The organism is Leptolyngbya sp. GB1-A1 (genome assembly GCF_039962475.1).
Classification (GTDB): domain Bacteria; phylum Cyanobacteriota; class Cyanobacteriia; order Elainellales; family Elainellaceae; genus Leptolyngbya_A.
The window spans coordinates 76,884-96,548 of sequence record NZ_JAMPLI010000017.1 but is presented as its reverse complement, the minus strand read 5'-3'; the positions used below and the strand labels follow the sequence as shown (position 1 = coordinate 96,548).

The following is a 19,665-nucleotide window of genomic DNA, read 5'->3' as shown; positions in this document are numbered from 1 at the left end:
CTGCACCATTACTGATTTCTCATTTCCCTCCGTTTCTTTCTTCTGCCCTGAACTATGAGCAGCCGTATTCCAATTCCAAACGCTGCAATGAGGCTGATAAGGCTCCACCAGCCTTTACTAAAAGAGGGCTGAACTTCAACCGCCAGAAATGTAGTTCGTTCAATGAGTTTGCCGTCCAGGGTGAAGTCGCGTGCTGCAACATCAATGCCATAGGTGCCTGGCTTAAAAGGTCTCCAGGTTACTTGCTTCTCTGTGTTTCCTGTTAACTTCAAGGTTTCTGAGTGGCCGTCTGGCTGGCGAATGGTTGCTTCGATCTCAGCCGTTTTGAGTGGTTGATTGACGAGAGCCAAGCTGGCTGAAAGCGTGATAGGTTCGTTAATTTTGGGGGAAAGATGGCTCACTTGAGCTTGTAAAGCAGCATCACCCACCACTTTTGCGGCGATCGCGTAATCTGCGCCAGTTGCTGGTGTTTTAGCGGTGGTTACTAACGTTACATTCCAGGGTCCTGGCTTGGGGTTCTTAAATCCGTATCCTAAATAAATCAGGCTCGTTGGATCATTAACAGTGATGTACCCATGTTTGTCTGCACTCAAGGGAATCACCTTGCCGCTTGCGCCCCGCACAATAACCTGAAGCGATCGCGTGGGATCAAAGAGTGAAAAGCTGGCGATTGTGACTTGATCGAGATGAATCGTAACGCGCTTGCGATCACCTGCGGCAACGTGTCCAGTAAAGATCTTTGTGAATTGAGCCAATTTAGTACTATCGTTTGTCGCGGGTGGATCGGGTTCAACTGGAAACTCATCCACTTCATGTTTAAGCAGTGGTTCAACAAAGGTTCTAAAAACCTCTTGTGACCGATTCATCGCGATATGGAGATAGGGCAGCTCGACCAGGGGTTGACCGATCGTTGCCACACTGCTGAGGTCAACGACCAGATCGCTGGGGACGTTGGTGCAGGGTGCTTTGAACGCCTCAATAATCGGATTTCCTGCAAATAGGTAGAAAGGAACACCACGTCGATGGGTAATTTGCGGGTTAAAGATATGGTTTATATAAGTGGGACGTAGCTCCAGCGTTGCAGGCAGATAAAAGCCGAGTGCGGCTGGTAAATTCGCACAGTTTGAGCCCCCGTGAGGAGATGCAACCATAATCAATTGAGCTACGTCGCGTTCTTCCATCAGGCGATCGATGTAATAGCGTGAGATCAAGCCACCCATGCTATGAGCAATGAGATCTACTTGCTCGGACCCTGTTTTTTGTTTAATGCCAGCAATATACTGTTTCAGAACTTGGGCATTTTCAGCGATCGTGTTCGTCCGTTTGGTTGGTGACTTCAAATCACCAATGGACAAGACTCCCTCTGCTTGACCATCCCCTACCGCATAACCCGAAAGCCCAATCGAACTTAGCCTTCCGTTAGCACCCGTATAAGCACTCCAGGCATTACTGGCACTGGATAAGAAGCCATGCACCAACACAACAGGGCGAGGGGCCACCTGCACTGCTGTCATTCCTGTTTGCGGGAACACATCGGATTTGGCGTAGAGATGGCGATTAGGTGTAGGATTTCCACGCGACCAGTACCATCCCAATGCCGTGAATGGCTCTGTTTTACAGCTTTTGCTTCCCTGCAAAATCGTACAGCCTGCAACTCGTTTTCCAGGAGAATCCAGTTCAAAGGTGACTGGAGTTGCCTGATTGGCCTTCTGCGGGATTTCTACCGTAAGTGAAATGAGATTACCATCCGTTAACGAGCGGATTGGGTTTCCCTGACGATCGTGAATGGTGAGCGTAGTTGAATGATAGCCAACGATAGATGGTGCAACAGGTTGAACTTTTGTTGAACGAGCAATTTCAGCAGCACGAGGTACAGTACCTTTGTTGCTTGAATTTTGCCAACCCTGAAAAAAATGCGGGGCATGATCAGTTCCGACAATGACTAGCGAGATGAGGGATGCGATCGCCAGTAGCATAAGACCTGACTTCATCATGGGCGGTATGCGGCACCAGTGAATGAGCCACCGTTTATTGTTTCGCCCGTATTTCTTTATCAGTTTTGTGACCATGATTAGACGTAATCAAGCTAAAGTTTTGAGATGCTCAGGTGACACATTTTGCCTAGATGGAGCTGGGGTCTGGGGCGATGCCTTAAGGTAGGGACACAGCTTCCTCCACCCCCAAATTCATCCGTTGTTGAATTTCGCCCAGCTACTGACCAACTGAACTTAAGTTAGCGATCGCAGCGTTCCAGAACCGTTCTCAAAGCGTTCCAAAACCGTTCTTAGCTCCAGTGTTGGTTTGTAGGGGTAGGAGCGAACGAAATTGTCAGAACTGGGTACACCCCTTGAGAACAGAAGTCCTGCCTTGATAGACTGGCTACTATCCTCAATCCTTTGCCTAGCTCACGTCTTATGCATTGCCCTCATGGCGGCTCGGCTCCCATCACTCGCCTGAAGCGTGCGACAAATCTAGGGTATGGGCTGTTTCGCTGCAAAGCGCGGCATCCCCTTCAACTTTATCGAAGTGCTTATCGATATCGTGTTTCAAGTTCTACGATGGTGGTTGCGCTACAAGACGATCGGCGAGACTCAAAAGTTTTGACGGTGGATGAACGGGGTCGTTATGCTGGCTTAGCAATTACTAAGATGATTTGGAAAACAGTCTAGATTCAGAGTTTCGTCATTGGTGAAAGGACTAAAGGTGTGAGCAGACCTCAGCTAGTTGTGTTCTGAACCACACCTGTGATGTATTTCCTTGGCTTCGTTCATGCCACATCATCTTTATAGATGTGGGGCTGATCTCGATGGGAACGGCTGTCAAATGAAGCTGAGCGGCAATTGCGCTTAATTGAATAACCCGTGTTGGCAAAACTGCAATGAGATCAGAATTCACCAGAATTTGAGGTGCAACAGAAAACTGATTTACGGTAAGTCCGATGCGCCGATTTAGCCCTCGCTCTTGCAGCAATGGGTCGATTATTCCGGTGGCTTCTCCAGTTAGCGTCACTAGTAAATGTTTTGCTTGAGCATAGCGATCGAGTGTCAGCTTTTTTCTTGCAAGCGGATGATCACGCCGCATTGCGCAGACCCAGGAAGAGGTTAATAAGGTTTGCGATCGCAAGCGTGGAGGTAGGCTTGGAAGTACCCCGATTGCAATATCAATTTCTGCTTGTTCTAATAACATTGAAGCGTTGATGTGAGTGTTAGGGATTGTTCGCAGATTAATATTGGGGGCAACCGCTTCGAGAACTGCAATTAACCGAGGCAAGATTAAAGCTGTACTAAAATCGTTCAAGGCGATCGTAAAGGTAGCCATCTCTGTGGCGGGGTCAAAATCGATCGGCTCAAGCGTTTGGCGAATTTGGTTGAGTGCCTCACCAAGAGGTTGCCAAATTTCGAGGGCTTTTGGAGTTGGGCTAACTCCAGTAGGAACTTTGCTAAACAACTCATCATTCAGCAAGTGACGTAAGCGTTTAAGCGCATTGCTAACCGCAGGCTGGGTCATATTCAATCGGGCTGCTGCCCGTGTCACATTGAGTTCTGTCATCACGGCATCAAAGACATTTAGCAGGTTGAGATCAAACTGGTTATAATTCACGTCAGTGATGACCCTCATCCTAATTATTTATTAGACAATATAACAGGGTTGCCAATATCTTGGATTTGTAGAGCAAAGGCAATGCAAGTCATGAAAAAAGTGTTGGTCGTTTTGGCGCATCCAAATTTTGCAGAATCTAGAGGCAATAAGGCATTGATAGAAGCCGTTCAAATGCTGCCTTCTGTCAAAATTCACAATCTTTATGAGCGATACCCAAATTGGCAGATTGATGTCCAAGTTGAACAAGAATTATTGCGACATCACGATTTGGTTGTGTTTCAGTACCCGTTGCAATGGTATTCAGTGCCACCTCTGCTCAAAAAATGGATAGATGACGTGTTGACCTATGGGTTTGCGTTTGGAGCAAATGGAACTGCGCTCCAAGGCAAAGAATTAATGCCAGTTGTAACAACCGGGGGAACATCAGCGATGTATATTGCTGGGGGTGCGGTCAACTTCACGATCAGTGAATTTTTGCGACCGATTCAACAAACCGCTAATTATTGCGGCATGAGCTACAAAACTCCCGTTGCTATTCATGGATTCTTGCCCAAAGAATTAGGAATTGCCGAAACGATTACAGATGAGCAAGTGTTTGAGGAAGCTAAGCGATATCAACACCTGTTGCAAAAGTATGTTGCAAGTTAAAAGGCTTCTTTTGAGTATTTCACCAAAATAATTAAGCATCAATGCGATCGCTGCCCTGCTTGCCATCAAACCTTTCGTGAATCCTTTGATTAACAAATAGTTTCTTAGTTTTGTTCTAAGAATAATATGGCGGATTGCTGCCGGTAGATAGACAATGCTCAGTAGGATGCTGCTAAATCGCAGTAATGCTTGCTTCAACAAACACTCACTCCAATGATAGTTCATGCGCTTTTGCTTCGATCGCTCATGAATTAAACACAACTGTTAATGTTTCACCGATTGGCAGTGCATTCCATTGTTCGGTATAAGCTCGCAGCCGAGAGCGTACTTGTTGCAGATTATTGCTTGTGATGTGATCTGGAGTAGGAACGCTGCGCTGGCTACAGGCGATTTGTAAAATCTCCCAAAAGTTTTCGCTGGATTCGAAGCCATTCCACATCTCGGCTTGGAAGCATTCTACGAACGATTCGGCTTGCAGTGCTTCGCTGAGATCGTTTAATTGAAAGTCGGCAGCATCCCAGGGAGGAGCCGAGTTCGGAAACCCAACGCCTATGGATAAAATGCCATAGAATCCCCGTTTGAGTTTGAGCGTATCTTCAACCACGTAATGAACAAAATCGTGAGGCAGAATGCCCTGTTTTGGCATTGGACATCGGGTAGAAGTTCCATTGTCGCGAATGCACTCCATCCAGTCCTGCTTACCTCCATGCTTGGTAAATTGGATCTTCATGGTGATCGTCTCCTATAGGTCAATCGAGTTACTATGTTTTGCGAGTTACTATTTCTGTCGGTTCTGATCCGCACTGCTAACCAAAACCGACAGATGCTTTACTACCGTGAGGTGGTAATCGAAGCGTCTGCATCGCGCCAAGCTTGCTCAAATTGAGTTTGCACCTGTTGCGCTTCTTGTGTTTTGCCCTCTGCCCGTAGGCTCTGCACTAGCCCATAAAGCGACCAGCCGTTTTCAGGATATTCAGCCACATTCTCCAGATAGGCTTGCTCTGCCTGGGCAGGACGGTTCGCTTGCAGCAGTACTGCCTCTAAAGTTTGGCGCACCATTCAGAAAGCTAGTGCAGTAGAGGATCAGGCTAGATTAAGTCAGGGCAATGGTGGCGACAACGGTCACTAGAACTTCAATCTATTTTTCAAGCAAGAAGCGAAATACTGCCTCGGTGTACAATTCGGGTGCTGTGGTCATTCCTTCGTGTGCCTGACCCGGTAACTCTTCAATGCGAGCATCAGGAAGGACGGCGGCGATCGCATTAGTCACATAAAGGTCACGAGGGCTTTCGCTGCCAATCTGGAGCAGCACCGGGATTGGAAGATCCCGAAAGCGATCGGCTTTGAAATTGTACCTGACCAGTGTCCGAAGATCGCCCAGCGTTGCCTTCGCATCGGCAATAATTGGCGACCAAAGTTCGGTGGCTCGCAGTTCGTCTAGCTCCTCAATCGGGACAAACAGAACATCGCGGAAGAAGGTGATTGCAAAATCCTCCCAGTGGTCTGCCTGCGCCAGTGCCTCCAGCTGCATTAGAGCTTCCTTACGAATGGACTGCGGATAGGGAGCCTCGTAAAGCACCAGTTTCAGCACGTGGTTGGGAACTTTGTTCGCTGCGGCAAGGGCAACTTGAGCACCATAGGAATGACCCAGAAGGAAAACGGGTTCATCAATCGCCTGAATCAGGGTCACGACATCCAAACTTTCATCAATAAGACTGTGACCTTCGGTTGCGTCTGTTTCACCCCGTCCACGACGAGCGATCGCATAAACGGTAAACTGCTTCTCGAATTGGGGTTTTACAAACTCCCAGTTAGTATTGTGATCGCTGAAGCTGCCGTGTACGAGAATTAGGGGTGGACCACTGCCGGATTTGTCGTAGGAGACTGTCGTGAGCGTGGGTGAAGACAGGTACTGCATGAATTGATTTCCAGTGAATTAGGTTTCTGAAACAGATTGCAAACCAGGAAAACACTTTGCATGACGACTACTGCAAAGTAGCGATCGAGGTATCGGCATATTGCCAAGCCTGCTCAAATCGGGCTTGTACCTGCTGTGCTTCTTGCTCTTTGCCTTGCGCTCGTAAACTTTGCGCTAGCCCATAGAGCGACCAACCGTTTTCGGGATAGATTGCTAAATCCGCTCGGTAAACTTGCTCGGCTTCTGTGGGGCGGTTGGCTTGGAGCAGCACCGAGCCTAAAGTCTGACGTACCGGAGCATACCAGGAAGCAGGTTCAGTGTATGTGAGGCTATCCTCCAACTCAACGCCTTGACGAAGATGGGCGATCGCTTCCTGATAGTTTCCCTGTTGAGCTGCCAGTTCACCGGATAGCACTTCGATCGCAATTTTTAGCAGATAATCTGCGTTGTTGAGACCATCGACGGTGACAGACTCCAGATCAGGATTGGTGGCGATCGCTTGGAGTGCCTGGAGTTCCCGATCTGCTTGCTGAAGCTGACCTTTTGCCGTGTATGCTATGCCGCGAGCAAAATGCCAAACGCCTGTGGGATAGATCAAATCCTGCCCTGGAGCAGGTTGCGCCAGAATCTCATTCCATTGCCCAAACTTGACCTGAGTATAAAGCGGAATCAGGGTGAAATGCTGCAAGGGACCATTGCCTGCTTGTTGAATCAGGGATTGATCCACTAAATTTGCCGTTTGTTGGGCAGCCTGCATTGCCACTTCCCGCTGTCCCGACATCACCGCTGCAAACCAGAGAAAGTGATGATTGTGGGGCATATAGACCGTGGGATACGTTCCTTCTGGGTTGTGCTGTTGAGCATAGAAGGCATCGGCGGCGGCGGCTTGCTGATTGGCAATGACGGCATCATGGTAGCGTCCCACCCGAATATAGATGTGACCCGGCATGTGAATCAGGTGCCCGGTGTTGATGTTGAGGTCACGGAGGCGATCGGCGGCTTGTGCTGCCAGTTCTGGACGTTCGGCTTCCACCGCATGGATATAGAGGTGCAGTGCGCCCGGATGATTTGGGTTGCGTTGCAGGACAGATTCCAGCGTTGCAATGATTTCTGCGCCTTCGGGTTTGGGCGTGCCATCTTCTGCCCAATAGTCCCAGGGCGTGGTGTCCATCAGTGCTTCGGCAAACAGGGTGGCAGCATCAAGATCATCAGGATATTGTTGTACCACTTGCCGCATCGCGTTCGCATAAGCGAGGTTGAGAGCAGTTCGGTCTTTAACAGGCTCAGGCGTGTAGCGGGTTGCCAGTGCCGCAATGTAGGCGCGTTCTTTAGGGCTGGCAGACGGGCTAAGGGCAATCGCCTTTTGAATCGCTTCCCAGGCAGTGGGAACGGCTCCCGCTTCCATTGCTGCGTTAATATTTGGACCTAGCACATACCCCATGCCCCAGTAACAGATCGCGCAGTTGGAATCAAGTTGGGCGGCTTGCTGAAACGATCGCAGCGCTTCGGCATGGTTGAAACCGTAGGATAGAATCAATCCCTGATCGAAGTAACGCTGTGCCTGCGGATTGCGAGTTGAAATCGAATGGCTGTAGTTGCCCAGGTTATCGAATAGCGGAGTCGTGACAGAATTAATGGTCGTTTGCTCAGGGTAATGGCTTTCGGTATGAGCAATTGCCGTTTCAGCCCAACCGATCGGGTAACTCAGAAGTAGCGTCGTCAGAAGCGAGCCAACAAATACAGTTCGGTAGGATTTGAACAGTCGATTCATGATGTTTACCCCTCAAAAATTCAAAAGAATGGTGTAGTCGCGATCGCTTAACCTTTAGATGGAATGCAGATGGCATAAAATCTGGATTTCGTTTTTGTACAGGTTTTTGTACAAATCCAGCCAGGCGGCTGATTCCTATGCCAGCACTGGGACGATCGCGCTTGAAACGCCTAGCGTCGTGATCGAGCGGAAGTCGGTTGGATCGAGCTGTGTGGCACGAACGCCTGATAGTTGAGCAAGTTGTTCTTTGCCTGCCTGAACGATCGTGCTGCTGCCCTGCTGAACAAACTTCAAATCAGCAAAAGACAATCCAATTAGCCCAATGAAATCTTGACTATTTTGAAAATCAGTGACGATGTCAGTTCCCTTGCTGCGAGCCAGAACAAAGGTGTCAGCACCTGCACTACCCGTGAGCTGATCTCCGCCTCTACCGCCTTCCAGAATGTCATCACCTGCATTGCCAAAGATGCGATCGTTTTGGTTACCACCAATCAAAATGTCATCACCGGTATTGCCAATCAGCGTGTCTTTGCCCGTTCCACCGTCAATAATGTCATCGCCATCGCCGCCATTCGCGCGATCATCTCCGCCCAGTGCTAATAGAATCCCGCTTTGGGAACCTCCCCGCATCGGATTTGCTTTGCTGCTACCGCGCACGATCGGTACACGCCGCAACTGCTCAACAGGTATTAATCCTGGATTAGGATCGGCTTGCTTGACCGTGTCATAGCTAACGCGAATGCCGCTGATTGTGCCTTCTCCATCACCCCGCACTGTTTGTCGGATAATTTGATCTTCGCTGCCAAAGAAACCGTTACCGTCTTTGGGCTTCACTTGCCGAGTCAGCGTGTCATAGGTGAACTCTAGTGCCGTTTTGCCTGTTCTCGCGTCCAGATCAAGCGGAATTTGAGCACCTTTCGCCCCTGGCTTAAAAGCCCTCAGTGTGACGCTGAGTTCGCGTTGACCTGGATCAACCGATGCTGATAAGTTGATGTTTTGTCCGGGTGCTGGCGAAAATGGAGGAGAAGTGACTTGCTGCTGTCCGTTGATATCTGCTTTGACAGTAACGTTCGATTTCGAAGTGAGCGGAATGAGTCGATCGATACCGATCGTCAGGTTTGCAGCCACAACTTGACCCGCTCTGGGAATCAAACTGTAATCCACGGAGGAAAAACTTTCCCTTTTGTTGACCTCTAAGAAATAGGTTCCCGAATCAAGGCGATCGAACTTAATTTCATCTGCACCGGGTTGGAAAGAAGATGACAGGAGTTCATTCAAACCCACTGTGCCATCTCCATTCAAATCTCGAATGAGCTGCATTGCGACATCTTCAGCCTTGTCGGTTCTCAGTGAGACATCGAGTTTTGAGGGGCGATCGACGCTAAAAGAGAAAACATCGATCGGATCTCGGATGATCGTGGAAGGTTGAGTTGAGCTAAAGGGCGTGGTAATGATCCGGACATTGCCCTCAATTGTGCTTCTGAAGTTCAGTAGGTTGCCCAGCGAATTCGCTTGCCCCAACGAGTCATTTGGCTCAGTTTCTTTGAATATGACGATATCGGTTGGGGTGCGTATGCTTTCAATAATTTCGTTCGCCATAATTGAATGTCTCTCATTGAAGTTAAAGGATTAACAAGATGTGAGCAAATTTCAACAAAAATTCCTGTTGACAATCGCGAGCGCCAAAGCCGAATCGATTGTGAAATGCAAGACTACAAATTAGACAATGACGTGGGGTACTTCTACGCCCTTAACGGCGGCAAAATCAACTTGAGCAAAATGCTGGTTAGTGAGTTGATTCGGTCGAACGCCTTGCAGCACGGCTAGCGTATTGCCACCCATTTTAAGGGCAGCACCCAATTGATGTGCAATCACGTCAATCATGTCGGGCTGTAGCGCAAACGGAAGTCCAATGCGATCGCCATTAATCTGAAAATCTTTGAACAGATCTACGCTCTTAGAATTCAAATCCACTACAAAGACATCGTGCCCTGCACCGCCAATATGGACGTCTTTGCCATCGCCGCCATAGGTGATGTCGTTGCCTGTACCGCCATCAAGCAGATCGTTACCTTTGCCGCCATAAACGGCATCGTTGCCGCCTTTCGCAAACAGATTGTTGAGGCGATCGTTGCCCACCAAAATGCCACCAACATCGCGTCCGGTGATATTTGTGCCGTTGCCTACAATCATTGGGGCACTTTGTAGTGCTGTCGATGATGCAGTGAAGGTGTTGTAATCAACTCGGAATGTCACTTTAGCTTGTTTAGCTCTCTCACTTGGAGCGCCAAACACATCTCTCAGCCGAGCAAATCCATCCCCTTCTACAGATTGGCTGAGTCCTGCACGAGTGGGAAATCCACTGATGAAGCCACTGATACGACCACCTGTAGAAAGCGTGTCAGTACCAGGAGTATACTTTCCAAAAAACTGGGGAAGCTCTGAGAAAAAGGGAACCAAATCCACCGGATCATCTCGATCGGGGTCAGCATCGATCGCTTTAATCTCGAAGGGAATCTCTTTTGCAGAGATATTGACAGGTTGAGTGAAGGTAAAGTTCGGCTTGACATCGTTGCTATCCTTGTCAAATACACCACTCGATCGACTTTGCCCATCGATGTTAATAGTCGTCTTGAAATCTGCCCGATGAGATGAGGAAAAGGGAATTTTGATATCAAATTGCTCTGACGTTGTAATTCGCTCTAGAGTGATGCTCGTTTCTGCCCGATTAATGCTTAAAGCACTGGCACTTAGCTTATAGCCGTCGAATGTGTTACTAAGGGAGCTAAGTTCTAGAAAGTAAGTTCCAGGCTGCAAGTTTTGAGAGCTAACCACTCCCACATCAGATGATGTGCTCAGGATAGAGACATCTAACGTCCGGTTGTTAGCGTCCTGCAATGTCAGCAGATTGACGTTGGAAGAAAATACAACCGCAGAAAATCGAGATGGAGTATTGATGGTAAAACGGTAGAAGTCCAACCTATCGTCTTGACCAATGTTATCTTCTTGAAAGAAGGATCTGTTGGAGCTAGAAAATTGCCCTAAATCCTTAGCAGTACTCGTAGAGTTGTTGTCGTCACGTGCCATGGGAAATACCTTCTCGAGGAACATTAATCATGGGTTGTCAATGGCTCAGCTAGTACATTGGAAGACGAAAACACGGAATTCTATTCCAGCAATGTTGGTATTTCTATTCTCGTGAAGCAAGTGAAATTGACAGCGGTAATCTGATTGGTTTTCAGATTCGAGAGGACAGCAAGTTGTTGTTGCTTTGTGCTGCATTGATGAACTGCGTTACTGGTAGTAGCAGCGATTGTCTTCAACACAGCACGAGGCGCGATCGAGCGATACCTGCAATTCTGTTTCAGAATAAACGTCCTCTTTGAATCACTAGTCAGGAGCGATGCAGTTCTCTTATTGCATCTGAAATCAAGTTAGCGAAAGAAGCGTTCCCGAAGCGTTCCTAAAGCGTTCCGAAGTCGATCGTCTTGCTCTGTTTTGACTATGCAGGGGTAGGGAGTGACTCAGAACTCACGATGGATGAATTCTGAGTTGGATAATCCGCTACGCCACAACAGGGACGATCGTTTCCAGAACGGGCATCGTTGCAATGGATTTGAAATCGGTCAGGTCTAGCGCAGCGGGACGAACGCCCTGCACAACGGCAAGCTGCTCTTGACCTGCTTGAATGACCGTGCTGCTGCCGCGTTGGACAAACCGCAAATCGGCAAGGCTCAAATCTGCTTTTAGCCCGATAAAGTCCTGCCCATCGCGGAAGTCTTGAATGATATCGGTGCCGTTGCCGCGAGCGAGAACAAAGGTGTCACTGCCTGCACCGCCATTCAGCACATCTAATCCTTTGCCACCATCGAGCAGGTCATCACCTGCATTGCCGAAGATGCGATCGTTTCCGGTGCCGCCAATCAGAATGTCATTGCCACTGCCGCCAGTCAGCGCATCTTTGCCGCTCCCGCCATCCACAATGTCATCTCCGCCACGGCTGTTCACGCGATCGTCTCCGCCCAGTGCCAGCAGAATGCCGTTATTGTTACTGCCCTGCATCGGGTTTTTGCCGTTGCTGCCTCGAATCACGGGAATATTGTTGGCTTGCAGCACAGCAGGCTGATTGCCCACAATTACATCGGGAACCGTGAACGTGTCATAGCTGACTTTGATGCCACTAGATGTTCCTTCACCGTCTCCCCGCACCGTTTGCCGTATTGTGGCGTTCTCTTTGCCAAAGAAGCCGAAGCCTGTTTCGCCTTTCACCTGACGAGTCAGCGTGTCGTAGTTGAACTCCAGTTCCGTCTTGCCCAATTTGGCATTGAGATCGAGCGGGGATTGCCTGCCGTTCGCATCCACTTTAAAGGCATTCAGTTTAACGTTGATTTCTCGCTTATTTGGGTCAACAGGTCGACTGAGAATGATGCCTTGATTGCCGCCCGATCCGAAAGGCTGCGTTTGCTGAGTGAATCCCTCAATGTTCGCCTTCAAAATCACGTTGCCAAGACTGTTGAGCGGAATGATACGATCGATCTCAACGTTGAGTCTGGAATTCGCGATCGGAGACGCTTTGGGTGTTAGCGTATAGTCGACCGAAGTCGTGGGGTCAGTACTCTTGATGACTTCCAGAAAATAAGTTCCTGGTTCCAGGCGATCGAACTGAATTTCATCGGCTCCCGGCATGAAGGAAGCATTTAGCAAATCTTCAAAGCCTGTGCTAAAGCCCTTTTTGCCGTCATTATCAAAGTCTTTGATCAGGTTAAAGGCAATATTCTTCTCGTTGTTTGACGTGAGTTTGGCATCCAGTCGAGTGGGGCGATCAACGGCAAATGAGAAGTTATCGATTCCATCGTTTGAGCCAATATTCCCCAATCCCCTGACGTTGCCGACTGCGCCAATGCTGCCATTGGGCATATTGCCAAACACCGCTTCAGCAGTGCTTAGAAAACTATTCCGAGTCCCAGAGACGTTGGTCTGCTCTTTCTCCTGAACAAGGGTTGTGGGATTAAGCAATGCGTTAATGATTGCGTTCGCCATGATTGAATTTCTCCTGAAATTGTGAATGATGTAAATAAAGATAAAGGTGACGTTCCGATCGGCGTTTCTTTGCAACGGTGCTATACGACAAGACACCCGTTTAGACTCAGAAAGTATGAATCGCGACCGAACTGGATGATATTGAAAAGCCTATTGAAAACTGCTTCGTGTTAATTCGCCTGCAACGGCTACGCGACTAACGTGGGTACTTCCATTCCCTTAAAGTGAGTGAAATCAACGGTGACAAAATCGGCAGCCGTAATCTGATTGGCTTTAACGTTGGAGAGAACGGCAAGCCGCTGATCCCCTACCCCGACGACAACGTTTTTGCCTTGCTGCACGATGTCGAGAATTTCAGGATTTAGCTCGATCGCCAATCCCAATTTGTCTTTGCCCTTCTGGAAATCCTTGACTACATCGACCCCATTGTTGAGTGCCAACACGAAGGTATCTTTGCCAGAACCACCCATGTGCGTGTCGTTGCCCGCACCGCCAAAACTCATGTCGTTGCCTGTGCCGCCGATCTGAGTGTCGTTGCCTGTGCCGCCGCAGAGGGCATCGTTGCCGCCCATACCGGAAAGGGTGTCGTTGCCGCCTTCGCCGCAAAGAATGCCGCCCTGATTTTTTCCGGTCAGGTCTTGGCTGGCGTTGGTACCGCGAATGATAGGGGTGCTGTTGCTAAATGTAGCGAATGAATTGGTAAAGGCATCATAGGTCACTTGAAACGATACGACTGCCCGCTTTGTTCCTCCCTGCCCTACTGGTGCACCTTTCCCATCGCCTTCCAGAGTAATGACTTCTCCTTCTAATCTCGGTACGCCAAAGCCGCCAGAATTGTTGCCAAATTGCGATCGCAGTCTTCCAGTCGCTGCGTCGAACTCAAACGATGAACCGATTTGAGTATTGCTAGGATTAAAATCGGCGAAATCATCAAACCTGCTGGGAGCAGGATCGTGATCTGTTACGGCGAGGTTAACGGGAACAAATCGCTGGTTTAGATCAACACTTTTGGAAACAATGAAATTGGGACTAATTTGATCGTTGTTGCCAAAGACCTTGCTCTTGCGAGATTCACCTTGGATATTTGTGAAAATTTGAAAGTCAGCCTGCTGGAAATTACCAAAGATTGTCCTGGGGTCAAATCGTTCTAAAGCTCTGATCGTCTTCACATTGACTGATAAATTGGCTTCGCTCACTGCAAGCCCGTTCAAGCTTAGATCGTAAGCGGTGCTACCGCTATCTGGCTTTTGCACTTCCAGAAAATAAACGCCAGGGGCAATGGTTTCAGCATTAAGTGAATCAACGGCAGTACCTCTATTTCGTGAGGATGAAATCGCCTGTCCATCTGCGCTTCTCAGAAACAAATCGACGTCTGAGTTCTTCGGAATTAAGGTCGCACCTAATCGAATGGGTTTAGAAACATTAATGCGATAGAAGTCTGACAAGTCATCGGTTGAGCTGACCGTATCGCTAACAATTCGACCGCTGAGTGGAAAAACGCCTAAATCTCTTGCATTACCAAGTGAATTATCATTGTCGCGTGCCATAAAACTATCTCTTGCAATTGAATTGTGAACTGTTGTTTATTGGGACAGAAACTTGCATTACTTTGTCAGGTGTTTCTATGCCATGAATTGAGGTAAGTTCAACTTGAATCGCGATGTCTACCTAACTGACCTGAATATCGTCACGCTCTGCTGAACCCTGAATGTAATCAAGTAGCACGAAAAAAAGGGGCAGGTTTGGAAATGTCTTTTGATCAAGCAGTGCCCAGGGCTTCTTCTGACCTTTTTGCTTAATCTCAACGAAGGTGTGAATGGTCGTACGAGTTCGAGTTTGAATTACTGCCGCACCATCAAACTCTTGCCAAGAGAGATGTTGCATACCCATGACAAGACCACTATCTGTGACTGCAAGCGGCTTGAAGAAAACAAGCAGTCCTCGATGATAGGTGTCGATCGCATTCGGTAATTGATGCTGCACGACCTGCTCCTGCAAGATGTATCCCAGTTCTTTAATCTGTGCTAGATGCTCATCAAATTGAATCTTGCGATTGTCTCGGGTTTGAATGGTATGGGTATAGCTCGTTATTTTTGCCAGACGGGTTACGGCAATGAGTAGGGTATCAACGTCGGCGTAGGGCAAAATTATAGGATCAGATTTACGCCGATCGACTAAACCATGTTGATAAAGGAGGACAACACTTTGAGCTGATCGCCATCGTTGCCACGATCGATGAGCAAAGTAGATCGAGAAGATTGTTGCAGGAATACCGACCAAGAACAAGCAACTAATCAGTGAGGGAATAATCATCAAACCCCAAGTCACAAATAGCTGTTTGGCTTTTGGTTTGTGCCAGTTAAATTCTCCGAGGAGTTGACCAAGTTCTTGAGGTGGGAATGAGGCGGAATAATTCATAACTACACTTCAAATGAATCAAATTTCTAGAACGTGGAAAACTTCAACTTCTTCTCCAGCAAAGGCTAGTTAACCCTGCTGAGAGCAGACCCAAACCCGGTGCAAGACCAAAGCCAAGCCAAGCTTTTAATAAGGCAAGGGCATCATCCGGGGTAGGTGCTCCACCATCTGGAGGGGTAATTGTTTGGAACTGCGACTGACTCCACAACAGAGTGAGCAGGAGGGTGGCGATCGCACTCATTCCACAAAGGGCAGCGCGAACTAATCGTCGAGATCCGCTATGTTCTTGCAGCCTAGTTATTAACAGCGATACGCTCAATGTACCTATCACAATGCTGCCGACTAACCCAAGCAACAAAGCAAACAGAATAAATAGTGCCATTGTGGATTCTCAACTGAATGGGAAGGCATCAACACACACAAGGTAAGCAGATGAAGCCATTTTTTTAGGACACTAACGTGGGTACTTCCATTCCCTTGAAGTGGGAGAAGTCCACGGTGGCAAAATCAGCAGCATTAATTTGATTGGCTTTCACATTCAAGAGAGTCGCAAGTCGTTCACCGCCCACGCCAATCACGGTGTTTCTGCCCCGCTGCACAATGTCGAGGATCTCTGGGTTTAACTCCATCGACAGTCCCACTTTGTCTTCGCCCTTCTGGAAGTCTTTGACGATATCCACGCCGTTATTCAGTGCCAGCACGAAGGTATCTTTGCCAGAACCGCCCATGTGCGTGTCGTTGCCTGCACCGCCAAAGCTGATGTCGTTACCTGTGCCGCCGATGTGAATGTCGTTGCCTGTGCCGCCGCAGAGGGCATCGTTGCCGCCCATGCCAGAGAGTTTGTCATTACCCCCTTCGCCGCAGAGGATGCCGCCCTGATTTTTTCCGGTCAGGTCTTGGCTGGCGTTGGTGCCAACAACCAGAGGTGTGCTGTTGCTGAAGCTGGATGTTGAGGAGGTGAAGGTGTCGTAGTTGACGCGGAAGGAGATTCTGGCTTTGTTGGTAGATATATCCAGAAAGTCACGACCACCATCTCCTTCTAACGTAATGACTTCATTCTCACGCGCTCGCACATTAACACCATTAACGACAACAACTTCGTTTCTAAGGACATCAAACTCTAAGGGTGCCTGATTGAAAGCTCTAAAAGGATGGATATCTGCATCATCATCAATACGCAGGCTACCATCTGAGTCTTTCGGATCGAGGAATACAACAGGTTTTAGCTCACTGATGTTGAAATCTTGAGTGAGAGTCAAGTTAGGGCTGATGTCATCATTATCCTTGAAAACTTTGCTCCTTTTAGGATCGGTATCTTCTCCAAATCCCTTATTGAGTTTAAAGTAGAAGTCAGCCTCTCCCAATCTTGTGAACGGCACTGGAGTGTCAAAACGTTCAAGTGCGGTCAATCGATCGACCGTCGTACTCAATTGAGCACGAGTAATTGCATTGCCACTTGCACTCAGCGTATAGCTGCCACTGCCCGTTGATTTACTAACTAGCAAGTTGTATTCGCCCGTCGGCAAATTGTCAAACGAAATTCCTTCTGTTGCGGTTCCCGGCTTGAGGGAATTCCTGATTTGTTGACCGCTGCTATCGAACAGAACCAAGTTGGCATCAATGCCTTGAGGTACAACTGCAATACCGCCTTTAACAGGAACATCAACCTGAAATTTAAAGAAATCAAAGTTGTCACCATTCAGGAGAGAACCTCGGACAAACGGGCCATTGCGAATGTTGCCCAACTTCGTTGCAGTTGCGAATGTGTCATTATTAGCGGTTTCAAATACCTGTGCCATGATTCGTCTTCTTGAGAATGTAGTTGAGCTTGAGCGAAATTTGGACGCAAGAACTCTGGACAATGAATATGAATTCATTGCTGCAATGCAAAGCGTGGAGTGGTGAGATCGAGTCGGATTCGAATCAAATCATGAATCTATTCGTAGTAGCGGCGATCGAGCCATGCCCGTACTTCTGTCTCTGAATTGAAGAATACTCTGTGCCCTAGCAGCGGATCGTGAACCACCCAGTAAGGATTGCCAGATTTATCTTTGCGTGAATGAATGATGGGTTCATTTGATGCGGCGATCGATCTAACAATTCCATTCCAGATTCGATTCAGAATTGATGCAAAGCGAGATTTTGTTTGCTTGTCTGATTTCTTGTGAATCATCAACTCAAGCTCGTGATAATTGATAAGTTGCTCTTTCATAGCGATTTCTCCTGAATTGATGGGGTTGATTGTTTCTGAGATTGCTCGGCTGGCGGCTTAGCAGCAATGACAGTCGCGAACTGACTGAGATTAAAGACAAGGGAATCCTGACGAACGCGAGGATATCGCGCCGCGAATGCACAGATTTTGCACATATTAATTTGAGAGATTTAGAACTGAACGGGAGCGGTCATGAGAAGAATATCGCCCGTGTGATGAATGAGAGGATGGGGCACAACTGGGTTGAAATTGATCACTTTAAATCCGTTGCGCTGATACAGGTTCAGTGCTCTGGTATTTTGCTCAAAACACAGTAGGCTTAGCTCTGAGAATCCTCGCGCTGCGGCTTGCTGATGGGCGATCGAGAGAAATTGTGTGCCAATTCCCTGTCCCCGAAACTCTGGAAAGAGAGCGAGAGCGCAGATGTACCAGGTTCCGGGAGCCTCCAGGTTATAAGGATCTAACACATCCGGCTCTGACGGCTCGAATAGAATGCTTGTCGGCTGTTCAATCTGTGTTTCTACAATTCTGGTTTGCTGCAAATTAGTAAACAGCACATGATGTCCAGCATGCCAAGTTCCAGGAGCTTCCACAACTTCAGGGGTTAACGCAATGGGAATTTCCTGAGGAGCGGCATGACCTGATGTCGCTTCTTTAGAATCTTCAATAGGAAAGGTCAGCATCATACCCGCGATTTCACCTGCTTGCTGTGCTAGCACGCAATTTTTGTAGCTGAACAGGCTCTCCTCATTGGCGTAACGCTTCGCTCCAATTTCGATCGGCATTAGACCTAGATATTCGTCTGCTAATGTACTCCATATATAATCCGATACTCCATCAGATGCAATTCTAAACAGTTGAGCGATCGTATAACAGTCATTACGAGTTGCGGAACGAAAGATCGTTCGAGTTGCAGTTTTCATTCAATTTTTTCTCCATTTATGATTTACGAATACTATTTACGAACGATGTAGTAGTCGTTCTGAAAGTCGTGTGCGAGCTGCTTGATTTCAACCTGCTTAAATCCTGCATTCGCGAGCAATTCCAGTGCTTTTTCTTTGCCCCACATCGCTCCCAGCCCCATGCCGCCATAGGCGAGGGAAACTGTCATGCAGTGCATACAGGAGATGGTGTAGAGCAGGGGAGCAATGGGATGATCCAGATTACCGTCCACTTCTGTCGTAGCGTGGATGTCCTGCATTAGATACACCCCATCTGGACGCAGGGCATTGTGAATGTTTTGCAGCACCACATCCGGTTTCGCCTGATCGTGAATCGCATCAAATGTCGTAATGAAATCGTAGCGATCGCATTCATCGAGCGTGGCAGCGTCCTTGACCTGAAACTGAATGTTGCTGAGCTTTCGCATCTGAGCATCCGCGTTGGCATTGGCAACTGCCTCAGCCGAAAAGTCGTAGCCTGTGAAGCGGCTATTGGGAAAGGCTGCTGCCAGCTTATTCAGGGCACGTCCACTACCACAGCCCACATCCAGAACGTCAATGCCTTGCAGCAAGTCTTCGGTGAGTCCGGGAATGAGCGGCAGCACATGGTCGAACAAGGCAGACACCGTGCTTTGACCGCTATCTTCTGCCATCACCGCATGAAAGCGTTTGTATTGAGAGTAGGGAACGCCACCCCCTTTGTAAAAGCAATCAATGATTTGTTCTTCGACTGAACCCAGCAGCGGAATGTATTGGGCAAAGACCGCGATATTGTCCGAGGCGGCAGCCCTGGTCAGCAGTGCAGCGTGTTCCGCAGGCAAAGTGTAGGTTTTGGCGATCGGGTCATACTCCACCACACGACCTGTGACCATTGCACCGAGCCATTCGCGCACATAGCGTTCGTTTAGCCCAGCAGCATCAGCGATTTGCTGGCTGGTAGAAGGCGGCAGTTCTGCCAGGGTGTCAAACAGTTCGGTGCGATGCCCGATCGAGGTCATGAGGGAAACTGCGCCACTATTGAGAATCGTCAGCATCCTTTCGGCAAAGGCTTCAGCTTTCGTACTGTCGAAGGGGGTCGTGTCTAGCAATTGGGATGTCATCGCTGTCTCCTTAACTC

18 protein-coding genes are annotated in these 19,665 nt (G+C 48.3%); 2 read left to right on the top strand and 16 right to left on the bottom strand.

The window, feature by feature from the left end:
• Positions 1 to 8 precede the first annotated feature (8 nt).
• Positions 9 to 1,994 carry an alpha/beta fold hydrolase gene (locus NDI45_RS17000; RefSeq protein WP_348248036.1) on the bottom strand — a complete coding sequence of 662 codons (1,986 nt, stop codon included), beginning with the start codon at positions 1,992 to 1,994 and terminating at the stop codon, positions 9 to 11.
• 420 nt (positions 1,995 to 2,414) lie between these two features.
• On the opposite strand from NDI45_RS17000, the gene NDI45_RS16995 reads away from it, so the two are divergent.
• The gene (locus NDI45_RS16995) at positions 2,415 to 2,669 is read left to right on the top strand and encodes a hypothetical protein (RefSeq protein ID WP_348248035.1); all 255 of its coding nucleotides are present in this window, start codon (positions 2,415 to 2,417) and stop codon (positions 2,667 to 2,669) included.
• Between the two features lie 28 nt (positions 2,670 to 2,697).
• Here the strand turns inward: NDI45_RS16995 and NDI45_RS16990 are convergent, their stop codons facing one another.
• The gene (locus NDI45_RS16990) at positions 2,698 to 3,618 is read right to left on the bottom strand and encodes a LysR family transcriptional regulator (protein ID WP_348248034.1); all 921 of its coding nucleotides are present in this window, start codon (positions 3,616 to 3,618) and stop codon (positions 2,698 to 2,700) included.
• Between the two features lie 63 nt (positions 3,619 to 3,681).
• On the opposite strand from NDI45_RS16990, the gene NDI45_RS16985 reads away from it, so the two are divergent.
• Entirely contained in the window at positions 3,682 to 4,248 is a 567-nt protein-coding gene (locus tag NDI45_RS16985) for an NAD(P)H-dependent oxidoreductase (RefSeq protein WP_348248033.1), read from the top strand.
• A 244-nt stretch (positions 4,249 to 4,492) separates the two neighbouring features.
• Here NDI45_RS16985 and NDI45_RS16980 read toward each other — a convergent pair whose 3' ends face one another.
• From NDI45_RS16980 to NDI45_RS16915, 14 genes are all read right to left on the bottom strand, one after another.
• Complete coding sequence (locus NDI45_RS16980; RefSeq protein WP_348248031.1) at positions 4,493 to 4,978, bottom strand: hypothetical protein; 486 nt, start codon at positions 4,976 to 4,978, stop codon at positions 4,493 to 4,495.
• Positions 4,979 to 5,079: 101 nt separating this feature from the next.
• Positions 5,080 to 5,307 (bottom strand): hypothetical protein, encoded by a 228-nt coding sequence (locus tag NDI45_RS16975; RefSeq protein WP_348248030.1) that lies wholly within the window; start codon positions 5,305 to 5,307, stop codon positions 5,080 to 5,082.
• Positions 5,308 to 5,386: 79 nt separating this feature from the next.
• On the bottom strand, positions 5,387 to 6,166 hold the full coding sequence (locus tag NDI45_RS16970) for an alpha/beta hydrolase (protein ID WP_348248029.1): 780 nt from the start codon (positions 6,164 to 6,166) through the stop codon (positions 5,387 to 5,389).
• A 67-nt stretch (positions 6,167 to 6,233) separates the two neighbouring features.
• A complete protein-coding gene (locus NDI45_RS16965) occupies positions 6,234 to 7,937 on the bottom strand; it encodes a hypothetical protein (protein ID WP_348248028.1) in 1,704 nt (567 codons plus the stop codon).
• Positions 7,938 to 8,072: 135 nt separating this feature from the next.
• Positions 8,073 to 9,536, bottom strand: coding sequence for a hypothetical protein (locus tag NDI45_RS16960; protein ID WP_348248027.1), 1,464 nt, complete (start codon positions 9,534 to 9,536; stop codon positions 8,073 to 8,075).
• A gap of 120 nt (positions 9,537 to 9,656) precedes the next feature.
• Entirely contained in the window at positions 9,657 to 11,024 is a 1,368-nt protein-coding gene (locus NDI45_RS16955; protein WP_348248026.1) for a hypothetical protein, read from the bottom strand.
• Between the two features lie 477 nt (positions 11,025 to 11,501).
• Positions 11,502 to 12,977, bottom strand: coding sequence for a calcium-binding protein (locus NDI45_RS16950; RefSeq protein ID WP_190791294.1), 1,476 nt, complete (start codon positions 12,975 to 12,977; stop codon positions 11,502 to 11,504).
• 188 nt (positions 12,978 to 13,165) lie between these two features.
• The gene (locus NDI45_RS16945; RefSeq protein WP_348248025.1) at positions 13,166 to 14,524 is read right to left on the bottom strand and encodes a hypothetical protein; all 1,359 of its coding nucleotides are present in this window, start codon (positions 14,522 to 14,524) and stop codon (positions 13,166 to 13,168) included.
• A gap of 121 nt (positions 14,525 to 14,645) precedes the next feature.
• On the bottom strand, positions 14,646 to 15,395 hold the full coding sequence (locus NDI45_RS16940; protein ID WP_190791296.1) for a DUF6585 family protein: 750 nt from the start codon (positions 15,393 to 15,395) through the stop codon (positions 14,646 to 14,648).
• 43 nt (positions 15,396 to 15,438) lie between these two features.
• Entirely contained in the window at positions 15,439 to 15,777 is a 339-nt protein-coding gene (locus NDI45_RS16935) for a hypothetical protein (protein ID WP_190791297.1), read from the bottom strand.
• Between the two features lie 64 nt (positions 15,778 to 15,841).
• Positions 15,842 to 17,194, bottom strand: a complete 1,353-nt coding sequence (locus NDI45_RS16930) for a hypothetical protein (protein WP_348248024.1) — start codon at positions 17,192 to 17,194, stop codon at positions 15,842 to 15,844.
• Positions 17,195 to 17,331: 137 nt separating this feature from the next.
• On the bottom strand, positions 17,332 to 17,607 hold the full coding sequence (locus NDI45_RS16925) for a hypothetical protein (RefSeq protein ID WP_190791227.1): 276 nt from the start codon (positions 17,605 to 17,607) through the stop codon (positions 17,332 to 17,334).
• Between the two features lie 170 nt (positions 17,608 to 17,777).
• A complete protein-coding gene (locus NDI45_RS16920; protein ID WP_348248023.1) occupies positions 17,778 to 18,530 on the bottom strand; it encodes a GNAT family N-acetyltransferase in 753 nt (250 codons plus the stop codon).
• Positions 18,531 to 18,562: 32 nt separating this feature from the next.
• Positions 18,563 to 19,648 carry a class I SAM-dependent methyltransferase gene (locus tag NDI45_RS16915; RefSeq protein ID WP_348248022.1) on the bottom strand — a complete coding sequence of 362 codons (1,086 nt, stop codon included), beginning with the start codon at positions 19,646 to 19,648 and terminating at the stop codon, positions 18,563 to 18,565.
• Positions 19,649 to 19,665: the final 17 nt, after the last annotated feature.